This window comes from Streptomyces sp. T39, from assembly GCF_008042045.1.
Classification (GTDB): Bacteria; Actinomycetota; Actinomycetes; order Streptomycetales; family Streptomycetaceae; genus Streptomyces.
The window spans coordinates 3,239,906-3,251,615 of record NZ_RDBP01000012.1 but is presented as its reverse complement, the minus strand read 5'-3'; the positions used below and the strand labels follow the sequence as shown (position 1 = coordinate 3,251,615).

General features: G+C 71.4%; 9 protein-coding genes and 2 pseudogenes. 4 read left to right on the top strand and 7 right to left on the bottom strand.

Annotated elements, in window-relative coordinates; genetic code table 11:
* Positions 1-11 precede the first annotated feature (11 nt).
* From EAO77_RS15725 to EAO77_RS15705, 5 genes and pseudogenes are all read right to left on the bottom strand, one after another.
* Positions 12-1,304 (bottom strand): sugar ABC transporter permease, encoded by a 1,293-nt coding sequence (locus tag EAO77_RS15725; protein ID WP_147988582.1) that lies wholly within the window; start codon positions 1,302-1,304, stop codon positions 12-14.
* Complete coding sequence (locus EAO77_RS15720) at positions 1,301-2,089, bottom strand: ATP-binding cassette domain-containing protein (RefSeq protein WP_147989157.1); 789 nt, start codon at positions 2,087-2,089, stop codon at positions 1,301-1,303. The genes EAO77_RS15725 and EAO77_RS15720 overlap by 4 nt, the downstream gene beginning before the upstream one ends.
* Positions 2,090-2,293: 204 nt before the next feature.
* Positions 2,294-2,386 (bottom strand): annotated as a pseudogene (locus EAO77_RS15715) (sugar ABC transporter ATP-binding protein); the annotation flags it as partial.
* Positions 2,387-2,611: 225 nt separating this feature from the next.
* Positions 2,612-3,676 carry a substrate-binding domain-containing protein gene (locus EAO77_RS15710; protein ID WP_147989156.1) on the bottom strand — a complete coding sequence of 355 codons (1,065 nt, stop codon included), beginning with the start codon at positions 3,674-3,676 and terminating at the stop codon, positions 2,612-2,614.
* 328 nt (positions 3,677-4,004) lie between these two features.
* A complete protein-coding gene (locus EAO77_RS15705; protein ID WP_147988581.1) occupies positions 4,005-5,066 on the bottom strand; it encodes a LacI family DNA-binding transcriptional regulator in 1,062 nt (353 codons plus the stop codon).
* A gap of 217 nt (positions 5,067-5,283) precedes the next feature.
* Here EAO77_RS15705 and EAO77_RS15700 point away from each other — a divergent pair, with 217 nt between their 5' ends.
* From EAO77_RS15700 to EAO77_RS15685, 4 genes are all read left to right on the top strand, one after another.
* Positions 5,284-6,531, top strand: a complete 1,248-nt coding sequence (locus EAO77_RS15700) for an extracellular solute-binding protein (RefSeq protein WP_261993996.1) — start codon at positions 5,284-5,286, stop codon at positions 6,529-6,531.
* A 2-nt stretch (positions 6,532-6,533) separates the two neighbouring features.
* Positions 6,534-7,496, top strand: a complete 963-nt coding sequence (locus tag EAO77_RS15695; RefSeq protein WP_147988579.1) for a carbohydrate ABC transporter permease — start codon at positions 6,534-6,536, stop codon at positions 7,494-7,496.
* Positions 7,497-7,501: 5 nt separating this feature from the next.
* Positions 7,502-8,371 carry a carbohydrate ABC transporter permease gene (locus EAO77_RS15690; RefSeq protein ID WP_147989155.1) on the top strand — a complete coding sequence of 290 codons (870 nt, stop codon included), beginning with the start codon at positions 7,502-7,504 and terminating at the stop codon, positions 8,369-8,371.
* A 65-nt stretch (positions 8,372-8,436) separates the two neighbouring features.
* A complete protein-coding gene (locus tag EAO77_RS15685) occupies positions 8,437-10,887 on the top strand; it encodes a glycoside hydrolase family 3 N-terminal domain-containing protein (RefSeq protein ID WP_147988578.1) in 2,451 nt (816 codons plus the stop codon).
* A gap of 153 nt (positions 10,888-11,040) precedes the next feature.
* Here the strand turns inward: EAO77_RS15685 and EAO77_RS15680 are convergent.
* Together EAO77_RS15680 and EAO77_RS38630 are read right to left on the bottom strand one after the other, a co-directional pair.
* Positions 11,041-11,508 (bottom strand): annotated as a pseudogene (locus tag EAO77_RS15680) (glycosyl hydrolase); the annotation flags it as partial.
* A partial coding sequence (locus tag EAO77_RS38630) for a hypothetical protein (RefSeq protein ID WP_222723670.1) occupies positions 11,448-11,710 on the bottom strand: 263 nt, incomplete at its 5' end. The gene EAO77_RS38630 and the pseudogene EAO77_RS15680, both read right to left, overlap by 61 nt.

The following is an 11,710-nucleotide window of genomic DNA, read 5'->3' as shown; positions in this document are numbered from 1 at the left end:
GGGCGGGGGTGTCAGGCGCGGCCTGCGGTCTTCTGGGTCTTGCGGGTGATGGAGTCGATGACGACGGTGGCGAGGAGGACGCCGCCGGTGATCATGTACTGGATGGGGGTGGCGATGCCTTCGAGGGCGAGGCCGTACTGGATGGAGACGATGACCATGACGCCCAGGAGGGCGTTCCAGGTGCGTCCGCGGCCGCCGAAGAGGCTGGTGCCGCCGATGACGGCGGCGGCGATGACGTTCATGAGGAGGTCGCCGGCGCCGGCGCTCTGGTTGGCGGCGGCGATCTTGGAGGCCCAGAACAGTCCGCCGACGGCGGCGAAGAAGCCGGCGAGGGCGAAGACGGAGACGCGGACGGCGGTGACGTTGATGCCGGCGCGGCGGGAGGCCTCGACGCTGCCGCCGAGGGCGAAGATCTTGCGGCCGTAGGCGGTGCGGCGCAGCACGAAGTCGGTGACCACCAGGACGGCGAGGAAGAGGACCAGGGCCAGGGGCAGGCCCTTGTACTGGTTGAACATCACCGCGGCGGCGAACGCGATCACGGCGAGGACCGCGGTGCGCAGCACGATGTCGGACAGCGGGCGGGAGGGCACGCCGGCCGCGGCGCGGCGCTTGTTGTCGAGGAAGGAGGAGAGGAAGAAGCCGGCGACGGCGAGGGCGGCCAGGCCGTAGGCGGCGGCGACGTCGGTGAAGTAGTAGGTGGTCAGCTTGCCGACCACGCCGTCGCCGTCGAGGTTGATGGTGCCGTTCTCGCCCAGCAGCTGGAGCATGAASCCGAGCCAGAACAGCAGGCCGGCCAGGGTGACGGCGAAYGCGGGGGCGCCGATGCGGGCGAAGAAGAAGCCGTGCAGGGCGCCGATCGCGGCRCCGGAGGCGAGCGCGACGAGCAGGGCGAGCCATTCGTTCATGCCGTGGGTGACCGACAGCACGGCGACGATGGCRCCGGAGACRCCGGAGACCGAGCCGACGGACAGGTCGATCTCGCCGAGCAGGAGGACGAAGATGATGCCGACGGCCATCATGCCGGTGGCGACCATGGTGACGGCGATGTTGGACAGGTTCTCCGCGGACAGGAACTGTGCGTTCAGGCTCTGGAAGATCGCCGCGATGATGATCAGGCCGATGACGACCGGGATCGAGCCCAGGTCACCGGCGTGCAGCTTGCGCTTGAACTCCGACAGGTAGCCCTTGAGGCCCTGCTCGCGCACSAGCAGGCGGGGATCGACCGCGGTGACCGCGTCGTGCGCGGCCTCCGGGTTGCCGACCGGCACGTCACCGGCGGGAGAGGTCTTGTCGAGGCTGGTCACTTCTGGACCTCCGCGTTGCGCGCCGCACGRCGGGTCACGGCATTGTCCGTGGCACCGGTGATGGCGGAGATGATCTCTTCCTGCGAGGTCGACTTCACGTCGAACACGCCGTTGTTGCGGCCCAGCCGCAGCACCGCGACCTTGTCCGCCACGGCCTTCACATCGGCCATGTTGTGGCTGATCAGGATCACCGCGTGACCCCGCTCGCGCAGCCGCTCCACCAGGTCCAGCACCTGCGCGGTCTGCTCCACACCCAGCGCCGCGGTCGGCTCGTCGAGGATGACGAGCTTCGGCTCGCCCAGCATCGACCGGGCGATCGCCACCGTCTGACGCTGACCGCCCGACAGCGACGCGATCGGGATCCGCACACTCGGGATCCGGATCGACAGCGTCTTCAGCAGCTCCAGCGCCCGGCGCTCCATCTCCACCTCGTCCAGGACGCCGCGCTTGCGCAGCTCCCGGCCCAGGTACAGGTTGCCGACGACATCGATGTTGTCGCACAGCGCGAGGTCCTGGTAGACCGTCGCGATGCCCAGGTTCTGGGCGTCGTGGGGACGGCCGATACTGACCCGCCGGCCCTCCCACTCGATCGCGCCCTCGTCGATCGGATGCACACCGGCGATCGTCTTGACCAGCGTGGACTTTCCGGCACCGTTGTCACCCACCAGGGCGACCACCTCACCGGCGTGGACCTCAAGCTCTACGTCGGTGAGCGCCTGGACGGCACCGAACCGCTTGGAGACCCCGCGCAACGCCAACACGGGCGTAGCGGACACGTGAACCATCTCCTTCGCCGCCTGACCGGCGGGGATCCCGCACCCCCCGGAACACCCCGGACGGCACGGTGGCTGAGCAGTGGAAGCGCGCGGACAGCCCCACACGCGAGTTTCCCCCCGGTACCCCGCCCCCGCAGCGGGGGCTGAAGGACGGAGACGGGATACCGGAAGGTTTCTGCGGGACGACACACGCCCCGGACGGAACCGGAACCCCTCAAGCTCTACGTCGGTGAGCGCCTGGACGGCACCGAACCGCTTGGAGACCCCGCGCAACGCCAACACGGGCGTAGCGGACACGTGAACCATCTCCTTCGCCGCCTGACCGGCGGGGATCCCGCACCCCCCGGAACACCCCGGACGGCACGGTGGCTGAGCAGTGGAAGCGCGCGGACAGCSCCACACGCGAGTTTCCCCCCGGTACCCCGCCCCCGCAGCGGGGGCTGAAGGACGGAGACGGGATACCGGAAGGTTTCTGCGGGACGACACACGCCCCGGACGGAACCGGAACCCTTCGGCCCGGTTCCCGCTGGGCTACTTGAGGCCCAGCCGGTCGCACGCCGCCTTGAACTTCGGGGTGCAGATCTCGGGGATCGTGTAGACGCCGTCCTTGACGACGGTGTCCTTGATGTTGTCCTTGGTCAGCGAGACCACGGGCACCAGGTAGGTGGGGATGCCCTTGGTGGTGGCGCTGTCGACCTTGGAGTCGGCGAGCGCGGCCAGCGAGCGTCCCTGCGCCAGCGCGACGGCCATCTTGGCGGCCGCCTCGGCCTCGGGCTCGTAGGGCTTGTAGACGCTCATGAACTGCTCACCCGCGACGATGCGCTGCACACCGGCGAGCTCGGCGTCCTGGCCGGTGACCGGCGGGAGCGGGGTGATGCCGGCCGCCTTCAGGGCTGTGATGATGCCGCCGGCCATGCCGTCGTTGGCGGAGTACACGCCGACGATCCTGTCCTTGCCGAGGGCCGAGATCGCCGCCTCCATGTTGGCGTTGGCGTTCTCCGGCTTCCACTCCTTGGTGTCGTACTCCTTGCCGACGGTGACCTTGCCGTCGAGCTCGGCGTGCGCGCCCTTCTTGAACAGCGCGGCGTTCGGGTCGGTGATCGCGCCGTTCATCATCACGATCTGCCCGCCCTTCGCCTTGTCGCCCAGGGCCTCCACCAGGGCCTTGCCCTGGACGTGGCCGACCTCCTCGTTGTCGAACGAGGTGTAGGCGTCGATCGGGCCCTCGGCCAGGCGGTCGTAGGCGACGACCGGGATGCCGGCGTCCTTGGCCTTCTTCACGCCGCCGGCGATGGCCTTGGAGTCCACCGCGTCGATGATCAGCACGTCGACCTTGTTGGTGATCATGGTGTCGACCTGCTGCGTCTGCAGGGTGGCGTCCTGCTTGGCGTTGGCGTAGACGACCTTCGCCTTGCCCTGGGTGAGGCTGTTGATCTCCGCCTCGATCAGGGGCTTGTCGAACTTCTCGTAGCGGGCCGTCTGGTTCTCCGGGAGCAGAAGGCCGATCGTGATGTCGTTGCCCTTCTTCTCCGCGGGCTCCTTGGCGCTGTCGCCGGACTCCTTGGCACTGCCGCACGCGGCGAGCGAGACGGCCATGGCCGTAGCGGCGGCCGCGACGGCGGCACGACGCAGATGTGCGTTCACGATGGGGGACCCTCCCTGACATGGCCGACTCGGCGGCCGAGGTAGGGGAAGTCAACTCGGCACACAGTGCGACGTCAAGAAGTGAATTGTTAACGAGATGGAAACGGCTGCGTTCCTTCAGTAGTGGCACGTGACTCATGGCTCGACGTGCGCAGACGGGGAGGCGAAACGCCACCAGGCGGGAGAATGCTTCAACTCTTGAAGCCAGGAAGGATCTTGAGCGCATACGGAAGGGGCGGCCGGGACCCCGAGGTCCCGGCCGCCCCTCCGGCGGCGCCGGTCAGCCCCGGCGCGGGGCGGTGCTGTTGCGCACCACCAGCGTGGTGGCCAGGTCCACGCGGGTGGCAGCCGGCCGGCGGCCGCGCCCCAGATCGAGCACCAGCCGGGCGGCCGCCTCGGCCATCTCCGTGAGCGGCTGGCGGACCGTCGTCAGCGGCGGCCCGACCCAGCGCGCGAGCGGCAGGTCGTCGAAGCCGACCACGCTCAGGTCCTCCGGGATGCGCAGCCCCAGCTCCCGGGCGGCCTCGTAGAGCCCCAGGGCCTGGAGGTCGTTGCCGGTGAACACCGCCGTCGGCCGGTCGGGCAGGCGCAGCAGCTCCATGCCCGCCGCGTACCCCGCCTCGTGGTGGAAGTCGCCCTCGCGCAGCAGCTCCGGGTCCACGGCCACGCCCGCCGCCTCCAGCGCGGAGCGGTAGCCGTCTATCCGCGCGCGGCTGCACATCATCCGGGACGGCCCGCCGATCACCCCGATGCGGGTGTGGCCGAGCTCCAGCAGGTGCCGCGTGGCGGCCACACCGCCCTGCCAGTTCGTGGTGCCCACCGACGGCAGGTCGTCGCCCGGGTCGCCGGCCGGGTCGACGACGACGAACGGGATGTTGCGGCTGGTCAGCTGGGCGCGCTGGGCCGCGTCGAGATCGGAGAGCACCAGGATCACCCCGGCGGGACGGCGTGCGAGCACGCCGTCCACCCAGGTCTGCCCCGGCATCAGCCGGCCCGCGCTCTCCGAGAGCACCAGGCTCAGCCCCTCCTCGCGGGCGACGTTCTCCACGCCCCTGATGACCTCCATCGCCCAGGAGCTCTCCAGCTCGTGGAAGACGAGATCGATCATCCGCGACTGCTGCGCCGGGCTGCGTCGCCGCCGGTAGCCGTGCTGCCGCAGCAGGGCCTCCACCCGGGTGCGGGTGGCCGGGGCGACATCCGCACGGCCGTTCAGGACTTTCGAAACTGTCGGGGCGGACACCCCGGCCGCTCGGGCGATGGCCGCGAGCGTGGCACCGCCCGCGGCAGGCCCCTCGGGCGACGGCTGCTGCTCCGGCCGGGGGTGGACGTTCGCGGGTCTCATGCCGCGATCGTAGCCTGCCGCCTCTGCCGCACAAGGTCCGGCTTTCGATCGGGAAACCTTCCGTCCTGCCTCTTGACGGGCCGGAAACCCACTCGTACGGTTCCGGCAACATTCGGCAAGCAACTCGAAAGTTTCGGAGAGGTGCGGTATGGGGTCGGACAGAGCACGCGGCAGGTCGCACGCGGTGCGGTGGACCGCGGCGATCGCCGCCACGGCCATGGCGGCCGTCCTCGTCGGCTGCGGTTCCGGCAGCGGCGGGGACTCGGCGGGAGGGGGCGGCACCCTCACCGCGTACGTCTACGGCGACGACGCCGTGAAGGTGCAGCAGGCGGCCGTCGACACGTTCAACAAGACGTCCGACGTCAAGGTCAAGCTCGTCTCCGTGCCCGGCGCCGAGTACGTCAACAAGCTGCGCACCGCCATGGGCTCGCCCAACGCGCCCGACATCTTCTTCAACTGGGGCGGCGGCTCCATCAAGCCGTACGTCGACGCCGGCCAGCTCGTCGACCTGACGTCCGCCTTCGAGAGCGACCCGGTCTTCCGGGACGGCTTCCTCTCCCCGGTCATCAGCGCGGGCAGCCTGGACGGCAAGGTCTACGGCGTCCCGATGCGCGGCATGCAGCCGGTCATGCTCTTCTACAACAAGTCCCTCTTCGCCGAGAACGGCCTCCAGCCGCCCAAGACCTGGGAGGACCTGACGAAGGCCGTCACCACCTTCAAGGCGAAGAAGATCACGCCCTTCGCGCTCGGCGGCACCGACGCCTGGACGCAGCTGATGTGGCTGGAGTACCTGCTCGACCGCATCGGCGGCGCCGAGGTCTTCCGCAAGATCCAGAACGGCGACTCGTCCGCCTGGGGCGACCCGGCCGTCCTGGAGGCCGCCACGATGGCGAAGCAGCTCGTCGACGACGGCGCGTTCGGCAAGAACTTCACCTCCGTCTCCTATTCCAACGGCGGCGCCCCCGCCCTGTTCGCGCAGGGCAAGGCGGCGATGCACCTGATGGGTTCGTGGGAGTACTCGACCCAGCTCGGCAAGGCCCCCGAGTTCGCGGCGAAGGACCTCGGCTGGACCGCCTTCCCGACCGTGACCGGCGGCAAGGGCGAGGCCGGCAACGTCGTCGGCAACCCCACCAACTACTGGTCCATCAACAAGAGGACCAAGCACAAGGACGCCGCCCTCGCGTTCCTCAAGCAGATGGCCTCGCAGGACTACACCAAGGCACTCGTCGGCAACGGTGACATCCCCACGACCGCGAACGCCAAGGAGACGCTGGCCTCCTCGCCCAACCCCGGCTTCGCCGCCTTCCAGTACGAGATGGTCCAGCTGGCCCCCAACTTCACCCTCTCCTGGGACCAGGCACTGGAGGCCGACAAGGCCACCCCGATGCTGACGGAGATCAACAAGCTCTTCGCCGGCAAGTCGTCGCCCGAGCAGTTCGTCGAAGCCCTCAAGGCCCTCAAGTAACCATGACCACCATCACCACACCGCTCGACAAGCAGCGGACCGGCGCGGCGGCGGGCCCTCGGCCCGGCCGCCGCGCGGCGGGCAGGCGCACGGCGTCCGGCCGGCCCTCCGTCGCGTGGGCCGTGCCCGGCCTCGTCTTCTTCGGCCTCTTCGCCATCGTGCCGATGGGCCTCGCCGTCTATCTGTCCTTCTGCTCCTGGGACGGCCTCACCTCGCCCACCCCCATCGGCCTCGACAACTGGACCCGTCTGTTCGGCGACCCGGAGTTCCTCCAGGCCGCCCGGCTGAGCGCCCTGCTCACCGTCATCAGCTGGCTCTTCCAGACACCCGTCGCCCTCCTGCTGGGCGTGTGGGCGGCCGGCCGCCAGCGCAACCGGGCCGTGCTCTCGGCGGTCTTCTTCCTGCCGCTGCTGCTGTCGACCACGGCGATCTCCGTGCTCTTCCACGCCCTGCTCGACCCCAACTTCGGCGTCATCAAGGAGATCGGGCCCTGGTTCGGCATCGACCCGAACATCCTCGGCACGTCCACCGGGGCGCTGCTCACCGTCGCCTTCGTCGGGGGCTGGCAGTTCATGCCGTTCCACACGCTGATCTACCAGGGCGGCATGCGGCAGATCCCCCAGGTCCTCTACCAGGCCGCGGCGATCGACGGCGCGGGACCGGTACGGCAGTTCTTCTCGATCACCCTGCCGCAGCTGAAGAACACGATCACCACCTCGTCGGTGCTCATGATCGTCGGCTCGCTGACCTACTTCGACACCGTGCTCATCATGACCAAGGGCGGCCCCGGCACCGACACCACCATCGTGCCGTACCTGATGTACCGCGTCGGCTTCCAGAGCTACGACCTCGGCTACGCCAGCGCCGTCGCCACCGCGCTCGTCGTCGTCGCGACCGGACTGTCGCTGCTGATGGTCAGGTTCAGCGGCTTCGGCACGATGCGCTCCACCAGGGAAGGGATGTGACCGCGATGTCCGCGCACTCCACCGCGGCGCGCCGTGCCGCACGGCCCGGCCGCCGCGCGCGGCGCCTCGGGAACCCGTTCGCCGGGGCGGGCGCGCTCGTCTGGCTCGTCATCGTGCTGCTGCCGCTGTACACCCTGCTCTCGTCGTCACTGACCAGGCAGGACCAGGCGCTGACCGGCAACCCGCTCGCCCCGCCCGCCGATCCCACGCTCGACAACTACGGCTTCGTCCTCGACAGCGGCTTCCTCACCCTGATGGGCAACACCGCCGTGGTCGCCGTGGCCACCGTCGCGCTGGTCCTGGTGTTCTCCGTCCCGGTCGCCTACGTCGCCGTGCGCACCCGCAGCAGCGCCTCCATGGCGGTCTTCCGGACCTTCCTGCTCGGGGTGGCGATCCCGGCGCAGGCCGTGGTCGTCCCGCTGTACCTGCTCATCGCCAAGATGGGCATGTACGACACGCTGCTCGCGGTCATCCTGCCCACCGCCGCCTTCGCGATGCCCGTCGCCGTGCTGGTCCTCACCTCGACCATGCGCGACATCTCCGAGGAGCTGTACGAGGCGATGGCGCTCGACGGCGCCCGGCCGCTGCGCATGCTGTGGCAGCTGACCGTCCCGATGAGCCGGGCGGGCATCAGCACCGTGGGGATCTTCTCCGCGCTCCAGGCGTGGAACGGCTTCCTCTTCCCCCTCATCCTCACCCAGTCGGAGGAGCAGCGTGTGCTGACCCTCGGACTCTTCAACTTCATGGGCCAGTTCGGGCTGAACGTGCCCGCGCTGCTCGCCGCCGTCGTGCTCTCCGTGGTCCCGATCTTCACGGTCTACCTCTTCGCCCGGCGCGCCCTGATCAACGGACTGATGGGAGTCGGCGGCAAATGACGGAGCCCTTCGCTCCGGCCGCCCGCCCGTCCACGTCCGCAACGACGAGAGGAACACCTGCCCCGATGGCAATCCCCCCTGCCCCGGACGCACCGCCCGCGTCCGGCGGGCCCGTGACCGGCACCGCGCCGCGCGGTGCCGCAAGCACCCCGCACCCCGCCGGCGGCGCCTGGCGCGACGTCTCGCTCGCCCCCGAGGAGCGGGTGCGCGACCTCATCGGACGGATGACGCTCGAGGAGAAGACCGCCCAGCTCTACGGCGTGTGGGTGGGCGCCGACACGGAGGGCGAAGGCGTCGCGCCCCACCAGAACGACATGGTGGACCCCGTCGACTGGGACGCCCTGATCACCCACGGCCTCGGACAGCTGACCCGCCCCTTCGGCACCGCGCCCGTGGACCCGGCGACCGGCGCCCTCGGACTGGCCAGGGCGCAGCGGCAGATCGCCGGGGCGAACCGTTTCGGCATCCCCGCGCTCGCCCACGAGGAGTGCCTCGCCGGCTTCACCGCCTGGGGGGCCACCGCCTACCCCGTCCCGCTGGCCTGGGGTGCCACGTTCGACACCGAACTCGTCACCGAGATGGCCCGCCGCATCGGCGCCGACCTGCGCTCCGTCGGCGTCCACCAGGGCCTCGCCCCCGTGCTCGACGTCGTCCGGGACCTGCGCTGGGGCCGGGTCGAGGAGACCATCGGCGAGGACCCGTACCTGGTCGCCACCATCGGCACCGCCTACGTCCGTGGCCTGGAGTCGACCGGGGTCGTCGCCACCCTCAAGCACTTCGCGGGCTACTCCGCCTCGGCCGGCGCCCGCAACCTCGCCCCCGTGCGCGCCGGCGCACGCGAACTGGCCGACGTCATCCTGCCCCCGTTCGAGATGGCCCTGCGCGACGGCGGCGCCCGCTCGGTGATGCACTCCTACGCGGAGATCGACGGCGTCCCCGCGGCCGCCGATCCCCAGTTGCTGACCGGTCTGCTCCGGGACGACTGGGGCTTCACCGGCACGGTCGTGGCCGACTACTTCGGCATCGGCTTCCTGGAGACCCTGCACAAGGTCGCCGCCGACCGTGCGGACGCCGCCCGGGTCGCGCTCACCGCGGGCGTCGACGTCGAACTGCCGACCGTCCGCTCCTACGGGGAGGCGCTCGTCGGCGCCGTACGCGACGGAACCGTGCCCGAGGCGCTCGTCGACCGGGCGCTGCGGCGGGTACTGCTCCAGAAATGCGAACTCGGCCTGCTGGACGCCGACTGGTCCCCCCTGCCCGCCGTCCTCGCCGGCCTCGACGGCCTGCCCGCACCCGACCGGGTGCGCGGCACCGTCGACCTGGACACGCCCGCCAACCGGGAGACGGCCCGGCTGCTCGCCGAACGCTCCTGCGTCCTGCTCGCCGACAACGGCGGAGTGCTCCCGCTCGACGCGCCCGCCCGGATCGCCGTGGTCGGGCCCCGTGCGGACGACCCCCTCGCGATGCTCGGCTGCTACTCCTTCCCCAGCCATGTGGGCGTCTCCCACCCCGAGGTCCCCGTCGGTGTGGACATCCCCACCGTCCTCGCCTCGCTGACCGCGGAGTTCCCGCGCGCCGTCGTGCGGTTCGCCGAGGGCTGCGACGTGGACGGTCCGGACACCTCGGGCATCGCCGACGCGGTGGCCCTCGCCCGCGACGCCGACGTCTGCGTCGCCGTGGTCGGCGACCGGGCCGGTCTGTTCGGGCGCGGCACCTCGGGGGAGGGGTGCGACGCCGCCGACCTGTCCCTGCCCGGCGTCCAGGGCGAACTGCTGGACGCCCTCCTCGCCACCGGCACGCCCGTCGTCGCGGTCCTGGTGACCGGCCGCCCCTACGCGCTGGGCCGCTGGGCCGACCGGCTGGCCGCCGTGGTGCAGGCCTTCTTCCCCGGCGAGGAGGGCGGACCCGCGCTGGCCGGCGTGCTGTCCGGGCGGGTCAACCCCTCGGGCAGGCTCCCGGTCTCCGTGCCGTACGGGCCCGGCGGCCAGCCGTGGACGTACCTCCAGCCGCCGCTGGGGCTCGCCGGCGGAGTCAGCAACCTCGACCCCACGCCCCTCTACCCGTTCGGGCACGGCCTGTCGTACACGTCCTTCGCCTGGGAGGCCGGGGCGCCGGTGCCGGGCGAGATCGCCACCGACGGCGAGACGGACATCGAGGTCGTGGTCCGCAACACCGGCACGCGCGACGGCGCCGAGATCGTCCAGCTCTACCTGCACGACCCGGTCGCCCAGACCACCCGGCCGCAGGCGCAGCTCGTGGGCTACGCCCGGGTGCCGCTGGCGGCCGGGGAGACGGCGCGGGTCGGCTTCCGCTTCCACGCGGACCTGGCGTCGTTCACCGGTGTGGGCGGCGGCAGGATCGTCGAGCCGGGCGACCTGGAGCTGCGGCTGGCCTCGTCGAGCTCGGCCGACGACGTCCGCCACACCGTCCGGCTGCGGCTGGCCGGCCCGCAGCGCCCGGCCGGCCTCGACCGCCGCATGCGGTGCCCGGCGCGGATCACACCGGTCACCGGCTGACGCCCGCCCCCGCACCCCGGACGGCGGGCACCGGCCGGCCGCCGGTGCCCGCCTCGGAGGCCGGCCCCCACGGGCGCCGGGCGCCGGCCGCCGGGCAGGGCCCCCGGGAGCATCCGCTCCCGGGGGCCCCGTCGTTCGCCGTCCCCCGCCCGGTCAGCCGAGCCGCATGCTCTCCGGTGGGCCGAGGCAACTGGGCCGCAGGCCGCCGGTGTCCACGACCAGTTTCTGCACCACCACCATCGGATCGACCATCCGGAACCGGAGCACATGGCGGCCCGGCCGGGCGATGCGGTGGGTGGTCGACGTCAGATTGACGTTGTCCGACGTGGTCCGCGCCCACTGCCGGTTCATCGTGCCGTCGTCCGACCCGGTCACGGCGGTGATGTTCACCGTCCGGGGGCGGTCGTCGTCGAACGAGACGGCGTACGTCAGCCCGCCGGTCGCCAGCACGTCGTTCCGCGGCGACAGATACGCCCAGACGGTGACCCCGCCCGTGGTGAACAGCGTCGTCGTGTACGCCAGATGCGGGCTCCGCCCGCCGGGCGACTGCCTGGCGGCGGTCACCGGGAACGGTTCCACACCGCCCGCGGTGCGCCCGATGCCGGGGATGCGCCCTCGGCCACCAGGGGCATCGTGCCGGGCTCGGGGGAGAAGGCGATGTACGCTCCCGGGTCCGTGGCCCGCAGCGGGCCGCTGGTGGTCGCCGCAGCGCTCGCCGGCTCGGCGTGCGCGGGCGACGCACCGGCGAGCGCGGACAACAGCGGGGAGGAGAGGGCGGTGACGCCGAGCCCGAGCCCGAGCACGGACCTCCGGCCGGCACCCC

Bases quoted from the DNA above. Each gene is read 5' to 3' on its own strand.
- EAO77_RS15710 (WP_147989156.1), bottom strand. From the start codon at position 3,676: ATGGCCGTCTCGCTCGCCGCGTGCGGCAGTGCCAAGGAGTCCGGCGAC.
- EAO77_RS15705 (WP_147988581.1), bottom strand. From the start codon at position 5,066: ATGAGACCCGCGAACGTCCACCCCCGGCCGGAGCAGCAGCCGTCGCCC.
- EAO77_RS15700 (WP_261993996.1), top strand. From the start codon at position 5,284: ATGGCGGCCGTCCTCGTCGGCTGCGGTTCCGGCAGCGGCGGGGACTCG.
- EAO77_RS15695 (WP_147988579.1), top strand. From the start codon at position 6,534: ATGACCACCATCACCACACCGCTCGACAAGCAGCGGACCGGCGCGGCG.
- EAO77_RS15690 (WP_147989155.1), top strand. From the start codon at position 7,502: ATGTCCGCGCACTCCACCGCGGCGCGCCGTGCCGCACGGCCCGGCCGC.
- EAO77_RS15685 (WP_147988578.1), top strand. From the start codon at position 8,437: ATGGCAATCCCCCCTGCCCCGGACGCACCGCCCGCGTCCGGCGGGCCC.